Below are 23880 nucleotides of genomic sequence, written 5' to 3' on the forward strand. Positions count from 1 at the left end.
GTTTTTGCTGTACCAAGTTATTGGTTTATATTGAATATTCTTATATAATTTTCCTTCCTGAAATTATAAAATATTACTGTTATTGTCTAATTATTTAAATTTAATAATAGAAAATATAATATTAAAGTATACTCCTATCTTGACGTCAAGTTTATCCTAGCTTTGCGTCAAAATAGGGTCATTTTTAATCTTCCTGCTACATTTTTGCTACACTGGCTTGAAAAATGGCTCGAAAAAGCCAAAAAATAAAAAGGCCTGCAATTCTGCAGACCCTTGATTTATCTGGGGTTATCGATATTTTTTATCTGGTCGGAGCGACACGACTTGAACGTGCGGCCTCTACCACCCCAAGGTAGCGCTCTACCAAGCTGAGCTACGCCCCGACATTTGTCTGCCAGGATTTACATGTTATGCTGCCTGACTGACAAAGTCTATTTTACTCAATTTGGAGGCAGTTGTCAACATGTTTAATTAAATATTTTATGGAAACTACGGACAGGGTTATATTGTAAAATCATTAAATAATGACTGCACCTTGTTCATCAATGGCTAGAACCTGGTATCTTGCCGGTACCTTATGGATATTAAATGCTTTGACCATTGCCTTGCCTACCTCGTCGGAATCATCGGCCGTAAAAGCCAGTAAACACGGTCCGGCACCACTCAGCGCTGCTCCTAGTGCCCCCGTTTGGCGGGCAGCGGCCAGTACCTGGGCCATACCGGGAATAAGTTGTTCGCGGTACGGCTGATGCAGCCGGTCCTCCAGGGCGTGGCTCAGCAGTTTCAGCTCGCCGGTACACAGGGCGCCGATTAAGAGCGCCGTGCGGCTGACATTAAATACTGCATCGGCAAATGGCACCGAATCAGGCAGTACCTTGCGGGCCGCCTTGGTAGAGAGATTAAATTCCGGGATTACAGCCACCATCGAAAATGCCTTAGCGGGCTGCAGGCGCAGATATTTAGCATTGCCGCTGTCCATAATGCTGACCGTAATGCCGCCAAAAATGGCTGGCGCAACATTGTCAGGATGGCCTTCAATAGCGGTAGCCATACCCAGGATATCCTCTTTGGTAAGGGTGTTACCGGTAAGTTCGTTAGCCGCCACTAAGCCGCCGACGATTGCTGCCGCACTGCTGCCCAAACCCCGGGCGAGGGGAATGTTGTTAACCATTTTCAGATGGATGCCGTTTAGTTTGCAACCGGTTTTGGCCAGTACCATTTGAATGGCTTTTACGGCAACATTAGAGCCATCGGCTGGAATTGCTCCGGCTCCCTCCCCCATTACAGCCAGCGAGATACCACCTTGATCGTTGAGAGTAAGTTCCAAATCATTATATATTGTACATGCTATGCCAACAGCGTCAAATCCCGGACCGCAGTTAGCGGTTGTGCCCGGCACCCGGACTTTCACTGTATTTGCCATGGTATCGCCACCTTTTGACCCTATGAAATCTCTGCTGCTTCGACTCTGATTACATTACCTATTTTACTTACAACCGACATGCCAAGTAAGGTGTTCATAGCCAGACGGATGTTTTCATCAGTTACCCGGTAGGTGATCAAGACAAGCTCTGTGGAACGCTCTACTTTTCGTTTTTGAATAACCGAATGCAGGCTGACCTGCTGGGCACCAAAAGCCCCGGCAATCGCCGCCAGTACACCTGGTTTGTCTTCGACCAGCAGCCTGATGTAGTAGGGTGATTCGGTTTTACTGACAGGATAAACCGGTTTTTGCTCAAAGCAGGTGCATAATATTCTACTGCTGACCTTGTGGCGGATATCGCGGGCCACATCGATAATATCGGCAGTAACCGCGCTGGCTGTCGGCATTTCACCGGCCCCGCGGCCGTAGAACATTGTCTCGCCTACTGCGTCACCCTTAACAAATATTGCATTGAAAACATCGCTGACTGCCGCCAGCGGATGGCTCATCGGCAGGAACGCCGGATGTACCCTGACGTTAATACCGCGCTCATCCTGTTTGGCAATCGCCAGTAACTTGATAATAAAGCCAAGTTCCCGGGCATATTCGATATCTTCGATCGCAATATTTGTTATGCCTTCAACATGGACATCCTCCAGTGTAACCCTGGCACCAAAGCCGATTGATGCCAGGATGGCAAGCTTGCGGGCCGCATCAAAACCACCGACATCAGCGGTCGGATCAGACTCTGCATAGCCTTTGGCCTGAGCCTCGGCCAGTACATCGGCATAATCCATTTTTTCCTTGGTCATCTTCGTCAGCATATAATTGGTGGTGCCGTTAACAATGCCCATAATCTCAGTAATCTGGTTTGCCGCCAGACATTGTTTAAGCGGACGGATGATAGGAATGCCGCCGCCCACACTGGCTTCAAACAGCAAATCCGTATGGTGGGCCTCGGCTGCTGCAAACAACTCCCGTCCATATTTGGCGACAACATCCTTATTTGCCGTTACTACATGCTTACCAGCTTTTAGCGCTGCCAGCATATAGTCTTTAGACGGTGTTTCCCCCCCCATGACCTCGGCCACGATCATGATCTCCGGATCGTTTAGTATCTCATCAAAATTTGTGACTAACTCGGCCTCTGTTTTTACATTTCTGACTTTGTCGGGGTTTTTTACAAGTATTTTTTTTACAATTACCGGCGCGCCCACTTTTTGTTCAATATTGTGGGCATTACTCGCCAGTATTTTTACAACACCGGTACCGACAGTCCCCATTCCCAATAAAGCAATATGAATGGCATTCATAGTTTTCCTCCTAAGCCTGCCCCAAAACTTCCAGCCTCTTTACCCCATCTACCATTCGTAATTTGTCAAGCATAGCCTCCAAATCAATTGCCAGATCAGCTGTCTCGATGGATATGGCGGCATTGGCGACTCCCTGCAGCGGGATACCCTGATTAATTGTCAATACACTGCCGTGTTCATTGGCAATTGTGTTTAAAACACGGGAAAGTACACCTGATTTGTGCTCAAGCAATAAAGCCAGGGTAACGATTTTTTCTTTGCTGGCTTCGTAAAACGGAAAAACATAGTCCTTATATTTATAGTAGGCACTACGGCTTAGTTCCATTTTTTCTACTGCTTCATTAATTGTTCTGGCTTCACCACGTTTTAGTAATTCTTTTACTTTAATTGTTTTTTTAATAGCTTCGGGTAAAATCTCTTCCCGAACCAGATAAAAAACTGCTTTTTGGCCTGTAACCATGCTTCCCCTCCTCGGTACTGCAGTTGTGGATGGATATCTGTATATGGTAGACATTATAACATCAACCAAACAAGGATTACAAGCAAAAAATGCAAAAAAATTAGTCAGTCCTTTACAGACTGACCATAAATTCACTACAAAATGCATTGTTTCTTAGAAAATGATACATATTAGTCCGCCACTGCCTTCGTTAACGATTTTCTGGAGCGTATCTTTGAGTTTGGTTTGTGCATTCTCAGGCATACTTGTTAGTTTATTCTGAATACCTTCACGTACAAGTTCATTTAAAGATTTACCAAACAGATTCGTTCGCCAGATTTTTTCCGGTTCGCCTTCAAATTCACGCATCAGATATTGAATTAACTCTTCGCTTTGTTTTTCCGTACCGATAATCGGTGAAATCTCGGCTTGAACATCAGTTCTGATGATATGCAGCGATGGTGCCGAGGCTTTAAGTTTTACGCCAAAACGATTGCCGGTCCGGATGATCTCCGGTTCTTCCAGGATCATTTCATCCAGTTGGGGCGACACAATCCCATAACCGGTTTGTTCAACATCTTCCAGGGCCGCTGAAATTTTATCATATTGCCGTTTGGCCACCGATAAATCCTTCATCAGGCGCAGGAGGTGATGTTCGCCGGCAATGGTAAAACCTGTCAGCTCTTCCAGGACACTATAGAAGAGGTCACCCCGGGCCGTCATTTCAATAACGGCAATACCGCTGCCCAGGTCCATGTCATGCAGGATAACGTCAGCAACAAAGTCATAGCCTGACAAATCATCAATCGCCCGGTCGATATCCCGCAGCCGGCGGATATATTGAACAACCTCATTGACGGCGCCTTCAAATTTCTGTCGCAGCCAGTGAGTTTCGTCCAGTTCCTCTACCCACTTCGGCAGGGTGATATTGACTTCTTTAACAGGGAATTCATAGAGTACTTCCTGTAAAATACCATAGATATCGTCATGGGAAAGCTGGGCGCAGTCCACCGGAATTACCGGCACATCATATTCGCCTTCCAGCCTCGCCACAAGTTCCCGCGTATCCTTGGAATTGGGTTTGCTGGTATTCAGGATTACCAGGAACGGTTTCTCCAACTCTTTCAGCTCGCGGATAACCCTTTCTTCGGCCGGGAGATATTTGTCCCGGGGCAGGTCGGTTACTGTGCCGTCGGTTGTGATTACCAGGCCAATTGTCGAATGTTCGGCAATGACTTTGCGCGTGCCGACTTCGGCCGCTTCCTGAAAGGGAATTTCATTTTCGAACCAGGGTGTGAGCACCATGCGGGGACCTGATTCTTCTTCATAGCCTAGTGCGCCCTCAACCGTATACCCCACGCAGTCCACGACCCGCACCCGGACATTAACATTGTCTTTCACATTGATCTCAACAGCTTCATTGGGGATGAACTTAGGTTCGGTTGTCATAATGGTCTTGCCGCCGGCACTCTGCGGCAGTTCATCTTTGGCGCGTTCTTTGTCATAGGGGTCGGTTATGTTCGGTAATACCATGGTTTCCATAAAACGCTTGATAAATGTCGATTTACCAGTACGGACTGGGCCGACTACACCAATATAGATATCTCCACCAGTACGTTCGGCGATATCTCTAAACAGGTCGAATTTTTCCATCTGGCGTCTCCCTCCTGATTACGGTAGTTGTCATTATAAATATATGACAGGCCACTCCAAATATTACAAAATAAAAAAAAGTATGGTAACTTAAAGTAACTCATACATTACTTTATTAGCCACCATACTTTTTTATGCCAAGTTTATTTTAGTTGATGAATCAGGGCTTCCGCCTCTCCCGGCGGGTTTTAATCCAGCTGACGCAGACTCTGCGGCTGAATCCTGCTGTTTTAGCTATGCTGAAAACAAGGTTACTTAGTTCCAGTGCAAATGATTCAGTGCAACCTCCTCGACTTCATGCGTCCGGCTGCGGGTCATAAGTTCAAGCACCGCCTCTTTGGGCGATTTGTTTTGATATAAAACCTGGTGAATCTGTTCTGTTATCGGCATAGCCACTCCATAATGGGCGGCTAACTGGTAAGCAGCCTTAGCTGCCCGGATACCTTCCACCACCATTGAGGTTTCTGCCTGGAGCTGGTCTGCGGTTTTACCGGCCGCTAACATAATACCGGCCCGCCGGTTGCGGCTGTGGACACTGGTGCAAGTGGCAATCAGGTCACCGATCCCGGCTAAACCGGCAAAGGTCAGCGGGTTGGCCCCCATCGCCATCCCCAGTCTGGTGATTTCAGCCAGGCCGCGGGTCATAAGGGCCGATTTGGCATTATCGCCAAACCCTAAACCGTCGGCAATGCCGGCACCAAGGGCAATAATGTTTTTCAGGGCACCGGCTAATTCCACGCCGATACTGTCAGGATTGGTATAAACACGGAAGTAGGGCAGCATAAATGTATCTTGTGCGAACTCGGCCACGGTCCGTGACGGAGCAGCGATGACCGTGGCCGTAGGCTGACCCAAGCCCACTTCCTCCGCATGATTCGGACCTGACAGCACTGCCAGCCGGCCGGCCATTGACGGCAGTTCCTCGGCAATAACCTCGGTCATGCGTTTAACAGTGGTTAATTCCAGCCCCTTGGCCGCACTGATGATAATACTTTCAGTCCCTACACAGGGAGCTATCGTGGCTGCCGTTGCGCGAATGGCATGAGACGGGGTGGCTAGTACGATTAACCTTGCACCACCTGCAGCCAGGCTTACATTCCCTGTTACGGCAACCGACTGCGGTAATTTGCAGCCAGGCAGGTATTGTGTATTTTCACGGGTTGCCTCAATGTGGGCAGCCCGCTCAGGTGACCGCACCCAAAGACATACCGACTGGTGTTTCTGCCCCAAAACGGCGGCGAGGGCTGTGCCCCAGCTGCCAGCGCCAATGACGGCTATTTTCATAGTAACTGTCACTTCTCTTTCTTGGGACCAGGCTCGGATTGGCCGCCGGCTTTAATTTTTGATTCTGTTCCCTGTAAAAGACGTTCAATGTTAGGGCGGTGCCTCACAATGACAAACAAGGCAGCTAAGAGACCGAAATAAAAAAACTCATGTCTGATGTGGAGCAGCCACATTGTGATTGGTACTAATAGGGCAGCGATAATCGACGCCAGGGAAACATACCTGGTAAAATAAACAATAAGTGCCCAGACCACAAAAACTATGAACGTCACTTTAGGCGCAATCATGGCGATAACACCGAGCCCTGTGGCCACACCGCGCCCGCCTTTAAACATAAGAAATACCGACCAGTTATGACCGGCGATAGCACCAATACCGCCGCTTAGTTCGGCCAGCGCCGTCCCGCCGATATAGTGGCCTAACAGTACCCCGGCCACGCCCTTAAGGGCGTCTGTGACAAACACCCAAAAGGCCGGTGCCGGCCCCAGCGTCCTGTAAGCATTGGTTGCCCCAATGTTTTTACTGCCGAACTGCCTTAAATCAATCTTGTAAAATTTCCGGCCAATTATCAATCCATTAGGGATTGAACCGATCAGGTAGCTGGTGATTAATACCAGCGCATACTCCATTCTCCCACTCCCTCAGTTTAGTTATTCATCTTTTTCCTTACGTCCGCGAACAACCAGTTTGAGTGGAGTTCCTTCGAAACCAAATGATTCTCTTAATCTGTTTTCTAAAAAACGCAGGTAGGAAAAATGCATGATCTCCGGATCATTGACAAAGAAAATAAAGGTAGGCGGCTTAACATCAGGCTGGGTGGTAAAATAAATTTTGAGACGCCGGCCCCGTTCAGAAGGCGGGGGATTAATTGCGGTTGCGTCTTCAATAACCTGATTAAGTACACTTGTCGCCACTCGCATCGCGTGCTGGTCGGCCACATACTTAACAAGCTCGGTTACCCGGTTAATGCGCTGTTTAGTAAGGGCTGAGGCAAATAATACCGGCGAGTATTGCATAAAGCCTAATTCTTCACGTATGTTTTCGGTAAATCTAAGCGAGGTTTTACCATCCTTGTCAATAAGATCCCACTTATTAACCAAAATGATGCTGGCTTTGCCGGCCTCATGGGCATAACCGGCAATTTTTTTATCCTGTTCGGTAACCCCCTCTTCAGCGTTGATAACCATGAGAACAACATCACAGCGGTCAACAGCCCGGAGTGAGCGGATAACGCTATACCGTTCCACCGGCATATCCACCTTGGCCTTGCGGCGCATTCCCGCCGTGTCAATCATGACATAGGTTTGACCGTCTTTAGTAAAATGTGTGTCGATAGCATCCCGGGTAGTACCGGGAATGTCACTGACAATGACCCGCTCCTCGCCAATAATGGAATTGACCAGCGATGATTTGCCAACATTCGGCCGGCCGATCACGGCCACTTTAATCTGATCATTTTCTGCCGGCTCACTATGTTCTGCCGGCAGGTGTTCTATCACCCGGTCCAGCATGTCGCCGATATTAAGGGCATTGGTGGCTGAAATAGCAATAGGATCACCTAACCCCAGATTATAGAACTCATAGATATCGGCTTCATTTTTCATGTTGTCAATTTTATTTACCACCAGCAATACCGGTTTGCGGGTATTGCGCAAGATCACGGCCACCTCATTGTCTGCTGACGTCAGGCCGGTTTTACCATCGACAATAAACATGATCATATCGGCTTCATCAATTGCCAGTTTGGCCTGATTACGCATTGCCGTCAGAATTTTATCATTTGATTCAAACTCAATTCCGCCGGTGTCAATCATAGTGAAATTACGCCCCAGCCATTCAGCATCCATATAGATGCGGTCACGGGTAACACCCGGGATATCTTCAACAATGGACAACCTGTTCCGGCCGATATAATTGAAGATAGTTGATTTGCCGACATTAGGCCGGCCAACAATGGCAACAATTGGTTTACTCATCGGATACCACCTTGTTATTTCTTAAAATCTAAAAGTACAAAAAGGCAAACCCAAGCTAGCAGTAGTTTTACCTTAATTAAACCAAGCGTATTCTGCTTACTCCGCTTACCGCCATGCCGCCAGCAGCTCTTTTAAATCCTGGGCAAAATAGGCGGTGCGTACCGGCACACCCAGTTCAGCGGCAATTGCCGCCGGTGTGGTATTGTCAAGGAAGACCTGCTCTCCCTTTCTGAGGGCTACACCTGGCACAATAATACCGGTGCGGGGTCCGGGGAGCTGTTTTAGCCTGTCGGTAATATCACCGCCGGTCAAAAGACCGGTAACGGTTACATCACAGCCGAAAAAACTGTTCTCGACCGCAACTACCCGCACCGTAAGATTGGGAAACGACAGCCGGGCTAAGAGCGGCGTTAAAATTTTTTCTGCGGACACGCCGCAGATAACGTCAATGTATTGCGGCTCGGTGTAACCGGCGCCGGCGACAGACTGCTCCTCCCATTCGGCGAGAAAAGTACGGACAATGCCAACACCGTTTTCCAGCTGGGGAAACCCGTCATAATCCTCATAGCCGGGAATTTCCTGATTGGCCGCCAGATAAAATTCATCAGCCAGATATACAAAAGATTCCTGGTTTTCCTGCCGGCATTTTTGCTGCCATTGCTGAACAAGGGTAATTACCTGACAGGCCTCTTCCCGGGAAAATGGTGTTAACGGCTGGCAGTTATCACGGTAACGGGTAAGTCCGACCGGTACAATCGCCAGCGACAGAATTGCCGGAAACATAGCGTATAAATCCTTAATCGTTCTATCCAGTTCCCGGCCGTCATTAAAGCCCGGGCACAAGACAACCTGGGTATGCAGCTCGATCCCCTGATCGGTAAGTTCCTTCAGTTGCTCCATAATCCGGCCGGCCTGTTTCCCCCCCAGCATTTTCTCCCGGAGGCGGCTATTGGTTGTATGGACAGAGACGTAGAGCGGTGATAAATGCAGTTTGGCTATCCGGCTGAGGTCCCGCGGTCCGAGATTGGTCAGGGTGACAAAATTGCCGTACAAAAAAGACAGACGGTAATCATCGTCTTTGATATACAAGCTATCACGCATGCCAGCCGGCATTTGATCAACAAAACAAAAAATGCATCTATTGGCACACTGACGTACCTTATCAAAAACAGCGCTTTCAAATTCCAGCCCCAGCTCTTCATCATAGTCCTTTTCCAGGGCAATCAGTTCCTGTTCACCTGAGTTGTGTTCAATCAGCAATTCAATCTCTTCCTCTGCCAGCGCAAAGCTGAGATCGATAATATCTTGAACAGTCTCGCCATTGACCTCAAGCAGGCGGTCGCCGGGCACAAGGCCTATGTCAGCACCGATACTGTCTGGTTTAACCTTTGCAATAAGCCCCTTATAAGTCAAAATATTCCCCCCTTCTGTTAATATTCCGTTAGCAGCTATATTTTCCCTGCACGCATTTTTATTATCAGTAAAATAAATAGAAAAAGGCAGGCCATAAAAGCCTGCCGCTGAGCATTACTTGTTATCGCCCTCTTTTTCAGACTGACTGGAATCAGGCTGGGTATCACGGCGTTTTTTCGCCTTAGGACCCAGGAAATTGGTAAATTCGGTGGAAGCAAAATTTTTGAGCTTGGCGCCGGCTTCTTTAAAACTGCCGGTACTTAGGAATAAGAATGCGGCAATACCGGCTACTAATAATCCCAGCATCCAGCCCATAGCCTTAGTTGCGCCTGACGCCCCGCCGGCTGCCGAACCGAGGCCGGTATTGCCGGCGGCTCCGGTTGTGCCAGCGGCATTAGGGCCTGTAGGGGCGCTGGATTTGCCTAAAATAGCCGGGACAACATCGGCAAACAAGGCAATCCCTTTCTCGGCAGACTCACGGTCATTAGTGTGGGCGCCTACCTCAAGCAGCATGGAGCGAGGGTGCAAATCCTGGTTATAGTCACCGCCTTTGGCGAAAAAAACTCCTTTTACCAGGCCCGGATGCTGTTTATCAGATGCCGCCTTTATCTGGAGGGCATAGTCTTCAATCTGTTTGCCGGTCGGACCGTATTTACCCACAACCAGCTGGATTTTGCTGACATCCTCACCATTGAGACTGGTTTTATACACCTGCGGGGGGACGGCATCCCGGTGAATATCGAAAACTGCGTCAGGCTGCTCTTTTTTTATCAGGTTCAGGGCCGTCCGGCGCGAACGCTCATAGGCCATGTCATCGTGCGGGTCATGCTTGGCTTCGGAATGAATGACCGTAACGCCTTTTTTTTCTAATGAGGACATAAAAGCATTGCCAACTTTGTAGATGCCGCCTGCGCCCAAGATACTTTCTTTACCATCTGTAGGCACATATGATTCATCGGAATGGGTGTGATAGACAGCTACTTTGCCATTGCCCTCAGCCCGGGCAATGGCCGGCTGGAGCAATGCTTGCAGGCGGGCGATTATGCCGGTATTTTCCTGGTCATACAGAGACAGGTTGATTTCACCGATAAATTTGGCGTGAGCAGTATTACCTTCCACCCGGACCACTTCATAGCGGCGGTTGTTCTCAGTCAGCACCTCATCGCCGGCCCGCATTTTCCAGCCGGTCATATATACCGGGGTTCCACTTTCGTCAACAACTGTTGTATATTGGCCGCTGCTGCTTTCGTCGGCATAGCAGATGGTACTTGCGGTAATCAGCAATATTACCAGCAGTATAAGTATCTTACTTTTCACTGCTTTCACCTCCGGCGTCAGAGGTGTTTTCACCAGCTCCTGCCGGCTGGGAATTCGGCGGCTCGTTTTTTTGGCTTTCTTTTGGCTGCAGTTCTTTACTAAACTCATATAATCCCTCAGGCCGGTTAGGACCCAATACCGGACCGCCCTGCAGCTTTTCTCTGGTTTCGCCAACAAGTTCGGCGATCATTACCGCCACTATACCGGCAATAATGGTGACATCAAAAGCGCCGGCCCCGCCAATTGCAGTAGTTCCCGGAATTCCCAGCCCGGAGAGCGTAATGATATGGACAATATCACTGAGGACAATGCCCAGTACCCCGCCAATAAACGCGCTCCGGCGGGAACGGCCGGCAAGATAGGCAATCAGACCGGCAGCAAATCCGTAGATCAGTTTGGGGTCAAGGTACATATTTTCCGGTTCATAAGGCAAATAACGTGAGCCTAGCGATACTACGCCGGCCACGAGAATGGCGGCAACAATGGCCCGGACCCTTTCCGCAGTTTCATCCGCTTTGTAGATCAGGTACAGGCAGAGCAAAATAGGCAATACCGCGCCACCAACATTAAGTGTAATCTGCATAGGCGCACTCATAATGGGAATGTCGATAAAACTGCCGACAACAATAGCGGCAATAAATAGTAGCGCCTGTTTATCAGTCATCCGCATGCGGTCTAAAATCCGATGGGCTAAGCCAAAGTACACCAGCACGCTGACCACTAAAAGTAAAATCATGCCAAGGGGCATATTCATCATGTTGTTTCACCTCATAGCCTTGTAATGTTGACGCATTAATCCTGGTACCGTGGCACCCCTAAGCCTGTGGATACTGCCGGGATATTTTCCGCAATCCGGCGTTGTCATCAATCGGCATACGTCCGGTATGCCTCCTTCCTCGGCCATGTCTTACGAACAATCTCCGCGCCATTAGCCTGCAGTTTTAAGGTTGTCACGGTACTAGTGTGTGCTGATAACACCGTATTAATACAAAGAGCATGGCCACTGGCCATGCTCTTTGTCATATTTTTTTACGTGTGGCAAAATCCATCGTATTAATACCCCTGGCTGCCAGCCATTCCCGGCTAAAGCCGGTGACAACGAGGGGAACCGACCGTAAATCCCGGATAGTATGGGCTCCTGTCAGCAGCATGTAGCGCTTTATATCGGTGATAAAGTTCTGATACCAGTCGATCGCTCCGTCAATGCCGTTATTTTTAAGCGTCTTTAAGACCGGGCCGGCAATGGCGGCCGCCGCCCCCCCGATGGACAATGCTTTGACAACATCCAGCGGTGTCCTCACCCCGCCGGAAACCACAACATCAACGGCGGACGCGGTTACAGACACCGCTTCCACGGCCGCAATGGCAGTGGGAATTCCCCAGGACAGCATCTCCGCGTCCAGCTTTAACTGCCCCCGGGCTGCTTCAATGGCCAGAAAATTAGTACCGCCTGTACCACCAACGTCAATGGCCTTTACGCCAATATCAACAAGCGCCTTGGCTTGCTCGCGGCCGATACCGCAGCCTACCTCTTTGACGATCACCGGCACGTTGACTTTTTTTACGATTGCTTCGATATGTGACAAATAGCTGCGGAAGTCACGGTCGCCTTCATTCATGATAATTTCCTGACCGGCATTAAGATGAATCTGAATTGCCTGGGCGCCAATCATATCAACCGCATAACAGGCGGCATCAGGGGCGGCATAGGCTCCTAAATTGGCCAGAATTACACCGTCCGGATTAACCCGGCGGACAATTTTATACGATTCGGCTGCCGCCGGGTTTTCAATGGCGGCGTATTGTGAGCCTACGGCCAGCGCAGCGCCAGTCTGCCGGGAAAATTCGGCCAGCTGGCGGTTAACATCGGCAACATCGGCAGCACCACCGGTAATGGCATTGATGATAACCGGCTGGGGCAGGTTTATACCGGCCAGCTGCGTGCAAACGTCAATATCCTGCCAGGCCAGGTCAGGCAAACAATTGTGGAGTAAGTGGAAATCCGTAAAGCCGGCCGCCGCCGGTCCATCATCCATCAGCAGGGAATACTTTAAATGTTCCAGTTTGCGTGACTGCCGTATCATGCCACTTACTAGTCCTCCCGTTTGAATAGATGACCAAACTTATCCCCCAGCGTAACCCCTGATGCCGGCGCCCGGGTTGAGAGGTAGTCGCTGAATTCAGCCCGTTCTTTATCCTGTTCGGCCTGTAGCATGCTAAGGCCGATCCGTTTATTGTCCTTATCAATGCTGAGTATCTTGACCGCTACCTGCTCGCCGGTGCTTACCACCTCTTCCGGATTTGCCACCCGGCGTTCCGCCATTTCCGAGATATGTACCAAACCCTCAATACCGTTCTTGATTTTAACAAAGGCCCCAAATTTGGCCAGTTTGGTAACCGTGCCACTGACGATGCTGCCGATAGTCAGGGTATCGACTGTGGAATACCAGGGATCACGTTCTATATCCTTTAAACTAAGCGACAGTTTTTTTGCCTCAGCGTCAATTTTGAGGATCACAACCGTAACCTCATCACCGACATTGACAATTTCCTGTGGTGTCTTGATGCGTTGCCAGGATAAGTCGGAAATATGGATCAATCCGTCAATGCCACCGATATCGACAAACGCCCCAAAATTGGCAAGCCGGCTGACTTTCCCGGTAATTGTCTGACCAACATTCAATTTGGCCAACAGTTCTTTTTCCCGCGCTTGTTTTTCCTGGGCTAATAACTGCCGGCGGGAAAGAACCGCCTTATGCTTATCCTGATCCACTTCAATCGGGATAGCCTGGAGCGTCTGCCCCACAAAGGGCTCTAAGTTTTCCACAAATTTGAGATCAAGCTGCGAGGCGGGAATAAAACCTCTTACCCCGAATACGGCAGCAGTCACACCGCCTTTTACGGTCCCGGTAATTGTGGACTCAACGGGCTGGCCGGCCGCCAAGGCCTGACCCAGCTTAGCCCAGGCCGTCAGCCTGTCAGCCTGTACCTTGGACAGTTTAACCTGACCATCAGCACTGTCGTTATCCACCACCAGTACCTCAATGACTTGACCCACGCTTACAGCGTCTATGGCTGTCTGCGGGGCTGGATAAGCCAGCTCGGCCAGCGGAATAACCCCCTCGGCCTTATAACCGATATCAACAAACACCTCATCATGGCGGACACCAACAATAGTTCCTGTTACGATTGTGCCGGTTTCCAGTTTAACAACATCAGTCATATTCATTGCTTCCATTTTTTTATATACCTCCTCAATAACCCAATCAGGGGTCGATGCACCGGCGGTTATGCCCACAGTTTGCAGGCCGGCAAACCACTCCGCTTTAAGCTCACTGGCTGATTCAATATGATAAGCCGGTGTACCGGCTGTCCGGCAGACACTGGCCAGACGGGCAGTATTGGCACTGCTTCTGCCCCCAACGATAATCATACTATCAACATTTCGGGCCAGGTTAACCGCTGCCTGCTGCCGAAGATCGGTTGCCGTGCAGATGGTGCGCTCAACTTTACATTCATCACACTTTCCCTGCAAAATGGCAACAATAGCATCAAATTCTGCAGCGGCGAACGTAGTCTGAGCCACTACCCCCAGCCGGGAGTGATAGGGCAGTGCTTGTGCTTCCAGCGGGGTTTCAACAACATCGGCCTCATTATTGGCCCAGCCCAGGATACTTTGCACTTCAGGATGGTGCCGTTCGCCGACAATAACTACCCGGCAGCCGGCCTTTAACAATGCCTGGGCGGCCTGCTGCGCTTTTTTTACATGCGGGCAGGTGGCATCAACTACAGTCAGCTGCTTGGCCTCGGCTTGGCAGTATATCTCAGGACCAACACCATGAGAGCGGATAATGACTTTACCTGTAGCTATGTCTTCGAGCCTGGCGGCGACCCCGATTCCCATTTCTTGCAATTGATCAACCATCTGCGGATTATGGATGATTGGCCCCAGTGTATATACCGGGCAGTTAGTGTCAGCGGCATGCACAGCGAGGTCAATAGCGCGTTTTACACCATAGCAAAACCCCCGGTTTTCGGCTAGATAGATTTTCATAGGTGCCTCCTGCTTGGTAGTCTTTGGTATGCTCGCCTTATTTATTATAAACCCTTTGCGGCTGTGTTTCAAATACAAACCGCCGCTATTTAGCGAAAGCTGCCATAGCGGCGGTTTTTTCCGGTGCCTTATTAACGCAGTAGAGCAATTTAGCTGGGGATATTAGGCTTGGTGGTATCAACAGGACAGGATAGGATTGATATTTCGGTGTTCATGCCGACCGGCTTATCCGTTTTCAGCAAAGTAAGCCAAAGCCGGATGGAATCCAATAAGGTAATTATTACCAGAATGATCAAAACGATACTGATAGTGCCGTTGGTATTGCCAAGGGTATCGCCCCGCTTAAAGAACATTTGTACATTCATGATGCCGGCAGTAATTACCGTGACTGCCAAAAAGCAAAGCGGGGCAAAGGTTACCCAGGCATAGGATTTTTTCGGAGCAATCTTTAAGATAATGGTCGTGCCGATCGCTAAAGCGATAACGGCTAAGAGCTGGTTAGCCACACCAAACAGCGGCCAAATGCTGGCAACGTCCCCGCTATACAGCAGGTAACCCCAGCAATAAGTGACCAGGAAACTGGTAAAGAGAATACCGGGCCACCAGTTTGTTTGTTTAAGAGGGCTATACATGTAGGTTCCCAGAATATCCTGCAGGATATAACGGGCGACGCGGGTCCCGGCGTCAATTGTGGTCAGGATGAATAACGCCTCAAACATAATGGCAAATTGGTACCAATAGCTCATCAGATGTTGCATGCCGCCAATACTGGAAAAGATATGAGCCATGCCGACTGCCAGCGAGACGGCCCCGCCGGGGCGATGGGCAACATCCATCTGTACCAGGCGTGATAATTCGTTTATTTCCACAGTCGGTATTCCCAGTTTGGCAAATACCGCCGCCGGGCTGTTGATGGCGAAATAGTCACCGGGCATGAGCACTACCGCCGAAATCAGAGCCATTACGGCCACAAACCCTTCGGTGAGCATGCCGCCATAAGCAATGATGCGGGCTTGCGATTCAAGCTCGATCATCTTAGGTGTTGTACCGGAACTGATGAGTGAGTGGAAACCGGAGATCGCGCCACAGGCAATCGTAATAAAAACGTACGGCCACCACGGTCCGGGAATAATCGGTCCGCCGCCGTCCATAAACTGGGTGGTCATCGGCATGTTGATACTGGGCTGGACGATAAGGATGCCCAGGGCCAGAGCCAGCACTGTGCCTATTTTCATATAGGAACTGAGATAATCACGCGGGGCTAACAGCAGCCATACCGGCAAAACTGCGGCAAAGAAGCCATAAACAGGCAGGGCAACTGACAATTGCTGTTTGGTCAGGTCAAAGATACCGGCCAAACCGGCCCACGGTTGTCCCGGGCTTAGCCAGTGTCCGGTAATGACTGCCGCCATTACCAGGATAAAACCGCCAATCGAGCCGGCACGGATTGAGCCGGGAACAATTTTGAACATATATAAACCAACAATAATCGCAATGGGGATTGTCATAAAGAGTGTGTACACACCCCAGGGATTTTTAAACAAAGCATTGACAACAACGATGGCAAGACCGGCAAGGGCAACAATGATAATGAAGAAAACCGACAGCGAGGTGGTTATCCCCGTTATGGGACCGACCTCCCGCCGGGCAATCACAGCCAATGACTGGCCATTGTGACGGACAGAGGCAAACAGAATAATAAAATCATGCACTGCACCGGCAAAAACTGAACCCAATAGAATCCACATAAAGCCGGGACCCCAGCCATACTGGGCGGCGAGCACCGGACCCACAAGCGGGCCGGCACCGGCAATGGCCGCAAAATGATGACCGAACAATACCCATTTATTGGTGGGTACAAACTCGCGGCCATCATTACAACGGTAGGCCGGCGTTATATTGTCGTCATTTAAGGCCAGGACCTTGGCGGCAATGAAAGCCGAATAATAGCGGTAGGCTAAAATGTAAACACAAACAGAAATTACCAACAGACTCACTGAATTCATGGAATGATCCCCCTTTCAAAATTTAATTACCTTAACAGCTAACCTCCTTTTTGCAAACTACTCTGTCTATTTAAATAATACAATATACCGGAAAACCTGAGCAATATGTAGCCTGTGAAATGACAAAAAACCAGGATGAAATACATTGGCACCCTGGTCAATAGCACAGCAGTTGTATATTGTTACAAAAATTTATAAGCCAAATAATTTTTTTAGTTTGGGAACCTGTTGACGGCTGACAGGCACATCCCGGCCAAAGCCCTCTAAAATCAGATTGTATGTGCCATTAAACCAGGGAATCATTTCCCTGATCTTTTCAATATTAACAAGATAAGAGCGATGAGTGCGAAAGAATAACCGGTCATCCAGCCGGGACTGGAGATCCTGCAGCGACATATTCGAATAGTAGCATTTATCTGCCAATTGTATGGATAGCTGGCCTTCTGTACAATATACAGCAATGATATCCCTGGTATCTATTACATAGGCTTTGCCATTGTGCTCAATGGCAAGTTTTTGCAGGCTGTGAAGCTGTATACCCCCGGCTTCGCGTTTTTTTAGCGTGGCTGTCCTTGTTGCAGTCAGAAGGCTGCGGACTTTTTCGATACATTTGGCTATCCTTTTGGCGGAAAACGGTTTTAATAAGTAATCTACGGCATTAAGCTCAAACGCTCTGACGGCAAATTCTTCATGCGCGGTGGCAAAAACCAGCAGCGGCACGGCCGGGCCATGAGTAACCTGTTCAGCGGTTTGCATACCATTTAAGCCCGGCATGTCAATGTCTATAAAAATTACCTGGGGCGCAAGCACCGCTGCAGCCCGGCTGGCGTCCTCACCATTGTCAAACTCGCCGATAATTTCAATATCCTCGAATTGTTCCAATAAATAGCGCAACTCGCTGCGGGCCGGTTCTTCATCATCAACCACCATTACCTGTATTGAACGTACCTGGTCAACCATTAACCATAACCTCCGCATCAACGGGAATGTGAAGTACTACTGTTGTCCCCTGGCCCTCCACACTATGAATAATCAGGGAATGCTTAGACCCGTAAATAGCCTTCAGCCGCTCACTGACATTAGTCAGACCAACCCCGGCCCCTTTGCCGTAGCCATATTCCAGTATTTGCTCTTTAACGGCCGGCGGTATGCCAAGCCCGGTGTCGCTTATGGAAATGACAAGCTGCGGCCCGTTTTTATGGGCGGAAAGTTCTACCGTGCCCCCGTTAGCTTTGGCTAACAGCCCGTGCTTAACCGCATTTTCAACCAGCGGCTGCAGGATAAAGGCGGGGATTAATAGGGTCAAGGTATCTGGGGCAATACGCTGCTTAATAATCAACCTATGGCCAAAGCGCGCCTGCTCCAGGGCCAGATAGGATTCAACATGCTCCAGCTCTTCTCTGAGGGTAACAAAATCGCGGGCAGACTTTAGGCTGCGGCGGAAAAACTCACTCAGTTCAATCAGCAGATTACGGGCGTTTTCCGGGTTGGTCCGGCAGAAAGAAACAATCGTGTTTAAGGCATTAAATAAGAAATGCGGATTAATCTGGGCCCTGAGGGCTTTAAGCTCTGCTTTCGCCGTTAATTCAGCCTTATGCTGCAAAGCTGCCAGCTCAAGCTGAGTACTGAATACCTGGCCTAACCCCTGGGCAAACTCGATATCCAGCGCTGTTAGTGCTTCTTCCCGGGCATAATAAATCTTTAGCGTGCCGACCAGATCGTCACGGCAGTATAGTGGTACCACTATAGCCGATTTAAGCGGGCAGGCCGGAACATTACAGCCAATTTCGGCCTGGGTTTGGGCCACCGTGACCTGGCCCCGCTGTAAGCAGGCTTTGGTGAGTTTAGTAAACACCTGCTTGCCTTTAGCGTGGTGATCACTCCCCAGGCCAGAGTGGTTTAAAACCTGCTTCAGATCCGTAATGGCAACGGCAGCGGCTGAAGTCATCGTCAGTATATTCATGGCCACCTTCTCGGCCGATGCCGGATTCAGACCTTGACGGAAATAGGGTAAAGTCGCATTGGCAATATTTAAGGCCTTATGTGTTTGCAAGGCGGCAATCTTAGTCTGATGCTCTCTGGCATTATGCATAATCATCATAAAAACCGCAATACCGATGGCATTAGCCAGCGACATTGGCACAATAATGCTGGCAACCAGTGACTGAGCGGCAGCATATGGTTTGGCAAACAACAGAATAAGTCCCATACTGAGCAGGATAACCCCGACACCGGTGATAATCCCGGTGATCCATTCCGGGTTTTTAGGTTTTGTTTTTATATGGATATACCCGGCCAGCATACCGCCGAGCATGGTTGTGATACCACACTCAGCAGCAGTAAATCCCCCCAGATAAATGCGGTGCAGGCCGCTGATCAGTCCGGTAACAGTACCTACCAGCGGACCGGCTAAGAGACCGGCCACAATTGTACCGGTATCCCGGACATTGGCCAGGGCGCCTTTTATCGGTATGCCAAAATACGTACCGGCAATGGAAACTAAGGAAAAAACAAAGATCAGGGTCAGCTTCTCCCGGTAGGTCGTGTTTTCCTTAAAAATCAGGCGAAATGCCTGCGTATGTGATAGTACATACGCAAAAACGGCAATGATGGCAATACGCTGTACCAATATAACCGATAAATTGTCAGCCAGTAGCTCCAGTGTGCTGTTATCCATACCAATCCACCCGCTTATTTTACAATACCGCTTTCGTTCTTCAGCAAGCGGTCAATCTCACCCATTACCTTACCGCTCAAAACTTCCAGACTAACTTTACCGGCAGTAGCCCTGGACAGGTAAAGTGGTTCACCGAATATCACCCTGAATTGAGGGAATAAATGGCCGTCCCGCAGGACTTTGTTAGTACCGATGATTGCGGCCGGTACAACCGGTACGCCGGCTTTTACGGCCAACATGGCCAGGCCTGGTTCCGGAGCGCCCAAAACCCCGGTTTTGCTGCGTGTACCCTCAGGAAACAAGCCCAGGACCGAGCCGTTTTCCAGCAGGGATAAGGCGGTGCGAATTGCCGTCCTGTCGGCGATACCGCGCTTGACCGGAAAAGCGCCCAGGCGGGAAATTAGCCAGCCCAAAACAGGGTTGGTAAAAAGCTCTTCCTTCGCCATAAAATGAATCCGCCGGGGGAGGGCGGTGCCAAGAACCGGTGGATCCCAGAGGCTTATATGGTTGGCCGCAATAATGACACCGCCTGTGGCCGGAATATTTTCGGCACCAATCACTCGCCAGCGAAAAAAAATCGAGAAAATGGCACCTAATAGCAAGCACAACAATTTATACACATTCCTGTCTCTCCTTGCAAAGCTCCAGTATTTTTTCCACAGTAGCCTGAATAGATAACTCGGTAGTATCGATGAAAACCGCATCGGCGGCCGCAGCCAGGGGGGCAAACTCGCGCTCGCAATCGGCCTTATCCCGGGTTTTGATTTCGTTTTCCAGTTCAGCTAACGCCAGGGTATAGCCTTTGGCCGTTAGTTCCTGCCAACGCCGTTGGGCCCGTTCGGAAATCGACGCTGTTAAAAATATTTTTATGTCGGCGTTCGGCAAAACATGTGTGCCAATATCCCGGCCATCCATAACAACCCCGCCTTCAGCCGCCAGACCGCGCTGCAGTGTGAGCATGATTTCCCTAAGTGCCTGGACTTGTGCGACCCTGGAAACCAGGCGGTTAACCTCCGGGGTACGGATGGCCTCGGTAATGTCCCGGCCATTAACGGCTACTGCTGTTTTACCATTTACATATGTCAGTTTCAAATCAAGGCTGGCAGCCAGAGCGGCCACTGTTTTATTATCAGGTTCAAGGCCGGCCTGTAAGACCTGCCAGGCAACAGCCCGGTACATTGCCCCGGTATCAATATATGTATACCCCAGCTGCTGAGCAGCCAGCTTGGCTACCGTGCTTTTGCCTGCCCCTGCGGGTCCGTCAATTGCAATAATTAAGCGCTTCATAGTGGCCTCCTATTATTCCTGCCTTAGCCCTGTAATAACAGCAAAAAAATCAGGATATGAAATGTTAACACAATCTGCTGCTGCAATCTCAGCCCCCTGCGCCGCCAGACCGGCCACGGCCAGGGCCATGGCCATCCGGTGATCATGATGGGAATAGCAAGTGGCAAAGTCCAGTTGCTGCGGGCCGTCAACAATCAGCCCGTCAGGGGTTTCCGTAATTTTTGCACCTAGTTTGCTTAATTCCAGCGAAACTGCCTTAAGCCGGTCAGTTTCCTTAACCCTAAGTTCTTCTGCCCCCTGCACGACTGTTTGGCCTTCCGCAAATAAGGCGGCTACAGCCAGTACCGGGATCTCATCAATCAGCCGGGGAATAATTTCGGGCCCAATTGTAGTGCCCTTTAACTGCGCCGATTTCACAATAATATCGGCTACCGGCTCACGCCCGCTCCACCGCTCATTCACAACCGCAATATCTGCCCCCATTGCTTGCAAAACATCAAGAATACCGGTACGGGTCGGGTTAACACCGACATTAACCAGCGTAAGCCGGCTGTTGGGAATGACAGAAGCGGCCACCAGCCAAAAAGCAGCCGAGCTGATGTCACCGGGTATATTGATTAAGGCCGGGGCCGTGAGTTTTTGTACCGGGTTCAGGGTAATGGTATTGCCGGTACGCAGGACCGGGATCCCAAAGGTTTCAAACATTCGCTCCGTATGGTCGCGCGACGGCATGGGTTCGATGATTACTGTAGGACTGACGGCATATAATGCCGCCAGCAGAATAGCTGATTTTACCTGGGCACTGGCAACAGGCATGTCATATTCAATGCCTGTAATCTCTGTCGCCGGCATAATGGCCAGCGGTGCATAGCGGGACTGTTCACGCCCCAGTATCTGCAAGCCCATTTTCGCCAGCGGCGTTATCACCCGGGCCATAGGGCGGTTCCGCAGAGAGTAGTCCCCTGTTAAAACAGTGAAAAAAGACTGAGCTCCGAGCAGGCCGGTCAGCAGCCTGATGGTAGTGCCGGAGTTGCCGGCATCAAGTACCGTTGCCGGTTCACTTAAGCCATAGAAGCCATTCCCGGTAACGGTTAGCTGCCCCTCTTCATCCTGCTCCACCGTAACCCCCAGCGCCTGCATACACGCAATCGTTGACCGGCAGTCGGCAGCCTGCAGAAAGTTGGTCACTGTTACCGGCGAATCAGCAAGCCCGGCCAGCATTACACTGCGGTGTGATATCGACTTGTCACCGGGAATATTAATGGTGCCCTTTAATCCCGCCGCCGGGGCTACCTTAATGACTTCTCCCATAATTATCCCTCTTTCCCTGTTTTTTTAGTTTATAATGAACGGCCAAGCGCGGTGGCTAACGGCTTCAGCTCACTCATAAGCTGGGAAAAGTTGCCTGGCGTCAATGATTGCGGTCCATCAGACAAAGCTTCTTCCGGGCAGGGATGCACTTCAATTTCCAGACCATCCGCACCGGCGGCCACTGAGGCTTTGGCCATGGGGCTTACCCAGCGCCAGTTGCCTGTACCATGGCTGGGATCGGCAATCACCGGTAAATGGCTCAGGTGTTTGACAACCGGGATCGCGGTCAGGTCCAGGGTATTGCGGGTATAAGTCTCATAGGTGCGAATGCCCCGCTCACACAATACCACTTGATTATTGCCGCCGGCCATGATATATTCAGCGGCCATGAGCCATTCTTCAATCGTCGCCGCCAGACCGCGCTTAAGCAATACCGGTTTTTTAGTCAGGGCTACTTCCTGCAATAGCACGAAATTTTGCATATTGCGGGTGCCTACCTGCAGCATATCAACATATTCGGCGATCAAACCCACTTTGCGCGGGTCGGTTACCTCCGAAACTATTGGCAGTCCGAGCTCACGGCCAACGGTTTTAATAATTTCCAGACCTTCCATCTCCAGTCCCTGAAAGGTGTAGGGTGATGAGCGTGGTTTGTAGGCTCCGCCCCTCAGCATCGCTGCCCCGGCTGCTTTTACACTGACTCCTGTCTGATAAAGCTGGTTATAACTTTCAATGGCACAAGGCCCGGCAATAATGGGAATCCTACTCCCCCCAAAGCAGGCCTTGCCGACGGTGACAGTCGTGTTTTTTTTCTGAAACTCCCGGCTGGCCAGCTTATAGGGTGTTTCAACAATAACAACCCGGTCTACCCCGGGCATTCTTTCATATAGCTCTGGCTGGCAGGCTGATAAGTCTCCGCTGGCCGTAATCATTGTTTTATCCGAACTGGTTATCGAATGACCGTCCAGACCAAGTTGGCGGAGTTTGTCCAGTACCCGGTTAATTTGATCTCTAGTGGGCGCGTTCATCATTATAATCATTGCAGGCCTCCACGAATATCCAAAAATGTATTATTTATATTCCCTGCCCAAAGAATTTTTCCCTCTAAAGTTAGTGTTTTAATGCCGAATTTCTGTTAATATTTCAAATTTCAGCCCTGCCGGCAGTTAATGCTTGAAAACAACCTTGCCCACCACAATTATATTATTTTTGCTTTCCAGCATAATGCCGTCGACCGGATTTACGATATTACCAGGATGGGTATTAATGATAAACTGTACAGGCGTTTTTATTTTCGCAGCATCTATCTCAATATAGTCGCCGTCATAGACGGTCAGTTCGACATTCCCTTTGCCAAACCGGCCGCCTGTTTCTCCATTTACCGTAACAATTACATCATCACTGGCCGGTGGGTTAATCATGCGAATCGTTATATTCTGACTGGGCCGCAGGGTGCGGATGGACCGGGTGACGACCTTGTTCACGACATTCATTTCTTTAGCCGGGTTAGGCCAGGGAATATCGGCGGCATACATGATCGCCGGCGATGTTATTTGATCCCCTTCCAGCTTATCCACCAGGGAAAGATATTTACGCGCATCACTGCTTAAAAGGAGCGTCTGCACAGTTAACAGCAAAACAACGGCAATTGTTGCCAGCCGTATTAACCAGCGATCAACAGTAAGAAACTGCTGGCGGCGGAACTTATGATTCCGGTTTTCCATACC

The 23880-nt window shown here is 49.8% G+C and carries 20 protein-coding genes and 1 tRNA gene; all 21 read right to left on the minus strand.

What is annotated here, in order from left to right:
* Positions 1-306: 306 nt before the first annotated feature.
* The 21 genes from SPTER_RS10160 to SPTER_RS10260 all read right to left on the minus strand — a co-directional run bounded on the left by SPTER_RS10160 (position 307) and on the right by SPTER_RS10260 (position 23877).
* Positions 307-383: transfer RNA gene (locus SPTER_RS10160), tRNA-Pro, on the minus strand.
* Between the two features lie 134 nt (positions 384-517).
* The gene (gene thrB, locus SPTER_RS10165; protein WP_144350313.1) at positions 518-1423 is read right to left on the minus strand and encodes a homoserine kinase; all 906 of its coding nucleotides are present in this window, start codon (positions 1421-1423) and stop codon (positions 518-520) included.
* A 20-nt stretch (positions 1424-1443) separates the two neighbouring features.
* The gene (locus tag SPTER_RS10170; protein WP_144350314.1) at positions 1444-2736 is read right to left on the minus strand and encodes a homoserine dehydrogenase; all 1293 of its coding nucleotides are present in this window, start codon (positions 2734-2736) and stop codon (positions 1444-1446) included.
* A 10-nt stretch (positions 2737-2746) separates the two neighbouring features.
* Positions 2747-3196: an ACT domain-containing protein gene (locus SPTER_RS10175; protein WP_144350315.1), complete on the minus strand. Its 450-nt coding sequence runs from the start codon at positions 3194-3196 to the stop codon at positions 2747-2749.
* 153 nt (positions 3197-3349) lie between these two features.
* Positions 3350-4828, minus strand: a complete 1479-nt coding sequence (gene spoIVA, locus SPTER_RS10180; RefSeq protein WP_144350316.1) for a stage IV sporulation protein A — start codon at positions 4826-4828, stop codon at positions 3350-3352.
* A 255-nt stretch (positions 4829-5083) separates the two neighbouring features.
* The gene (locus tag SPTER_RS10185; protein WP_144350317.1) at positions 5084-6112 is read right to left on the minus strand and encodes an NAD(P)H-dependent glycerol-3-phosphate dehydrogenase; all 1029 of its coding nucleotides are present in this window, start codon (positions 6110-6112) and stop codon (positions 5084-5086) included.
* An 8-nt stretch (positions 6113-6120) separates the two neighbouring features.
* Complete coding sequence (plsY, locus tag SPTER_RS10190) at positions 6121-6741, minus strand: glycerol-3-phosphate 1-O-acyltransferase PlsY (protein ID WP_144350318.1); 621 nt, start codon at positions 6739-6741, stop codon at positions 6121-6123.
* 21 nt (positions 6742-6762) lie between these two features.
* Positions 6763-8088, minus strand: a complete 1326-nt coding sequence (gene der / locus SPTER_RS10195; RefSeq protein ID WP_144350319.1) for a ribosome biogenesis GTPase Der — start codon at positions 8086-8088, stop codon at positions 6763-6765.
* 105 nt (positions 8089-8193) lie between these two features.
* The gene (locus tag SPTER_RS10200) at positions 8194-9501 is read right to left on the minus strand and encodes a DUF512 domain-containing protein (protein ID WP_144350320.1); all 1308 of its coding nucleotides are present in this window, start codon (positions 9499-9501) and stop codon (positions 8194-8196) included.
* 114 nt (positions 9502-9615) lie between these two features.
* Positions 9616-10818, minus strand: coding sequence for a stage II sporulation protein P (gene spoIIP, locus SPTER_RS10205; RefSeq protein ID WP_246105556.1), 1203 nt, complete (start codon positions 10816-10818; stop codon positions 9616-9618).
* Complete coding sequence (locus SPTER_RS10210) at positions 10808-11575, minus strand: DUF1614 domain-containing protein (protein WP_246105557.1); 768 nt, start codon at positions 11573-11575, stop codon at positions 10808-10810. Before SPTER_RS10210 ends, spoIIP begins: the two co-directional genes overlap by 11 nt.
* A gap of 262 nt (positions 11576-11837) precedes the next feature.
* The gene (gene fni / locus SPTER_RS10215; protein WP_246105558.1) at positions 11838-12902 is read right to left on the minus strand and encodes a type 2 isopentenyl-diphosphate Delta-isomerase; all 1065 of its coding nucleotides are present in this window, start codon (positions 12900-12902) and stop codon (positions 11838-11840) included.
* Between the two features lie 8 nt (positions 12903-12910).
* Positions 12911-14872, minus strand: a complete 1962-nt coding sequence (locus SPTER_RS10220) for a bifunctional 4-hydroxy-3-methylbut-2-enyl diphosphate reductase/30S ribosomal protein S1 (RefSeq protein ID WP_144350322.1) — start codon at positions 14870-14872, stop codon at positions 12911-12913.
* 149 nt (positions 14873-15021) lie between these two features.
* Positions 15022-16878 (minus strand): carbon starvation CstA family protein, encoded by a 1857-nt coding sequence (locus tag SPTER_RS10225; protein ID WP_144350323.1) that lies wholly within the window; start codon positions 16876-16878, stop codon positions 15022-15024.
* Between the two features lie 192 nt (positions 16879-17070).
* On the minus strand, positions 17071-17838 hold the full coding sequence (locus SPTER_RS10230) for a LytR/AlgR family response regulator transcription factor (protein ID WP_170233232.1): 768 nt from the start codon (positions 17836-17838) through the stop codon (positions 17071-17073).
* A complete protein-coding gene (locus tag SPTER_RS10235; RefSeq protein ID WP_246105559.1) occupies positions 17831-19555 on the minus strand; it encodes a sensor histidine kinase in 1725 nt (574 codons plus the stop codon). Before SPTER_RS10235 ends, SPTER_RS10230 begins: the two co-directional genes overlap by 8 nt.
* 14 nt (positions 19556-19569) lie before the next feature.
* Positions 19570-20175, minus strand: coding sequence for a lysophospholipid acyltransferase family protein (locus SPTER_RS10240; protein WP_144350325.1), 606 nt, complete (start codon positions 20173-20175; stop codon positions 19570-19572).
* Positions 20168-20842: a (d)CMP kinase gene (gene cmk, locus SPTER_RS10245; protein WP_144350326.1), complete on the minus strand. Its 675-nt coding sequence runs from the start codon at positions 20840-20842 to the stop codon at positions 20168-20170. The genes SPTER_RS10240 and cmk overlap by 8 nt, the downstream gene beginning before the upstream one ends.
* 12 nt (positions 20843-20854) lie before the next feature.
* On the minus strand, positions 20855-22153 hold the full coding sequence (aroA, locus tag SPTER_RS10250) for a 3-phosphoshikimate 1-carboxyvinyltransferase (RefSeq protein WP_144350327.1): 1299 nt from the start codon (positions 22151-22153) through the stop codon (positions 20855-20857).
* A 29-nt stretch (positions 22154-22182) separates the two neighbouring features.
* Positions 22183-23193 carry a 3-deoxy-7-phosphoheptulonate synthase gene (gene aroF, locus SPTER_RS10255; protein ID WP_144350328.1) on the minus strand — a complete coding sequence of 337 codons (1011 nt, stop codon included), beginning with the start codon at positions 23191-23193 and terminating at the stop codon, positions 22183-22185.
* Positions 23194-23319: 126 nt separating this feature from the next.
* Positions 23320-23877, minus strand: coding sequence for a DUF5359 family protein (locus SPTER_RS10260; protein ID WP_144350329.1), 558 nt, complete (start codon positions 23875-23877; stop codon positions 23320-23322).
* Positions 23878-23880: the final 3 nt, after the last annotated feature.

This window comes from Sporomusa termitida (assembly GCF_007641255.1).
GTDB lineage: Bacteria > Bacillota > Negativicutes > Sporomusales > Sporomusaceae > Sporomusa > Sporomusa termitida.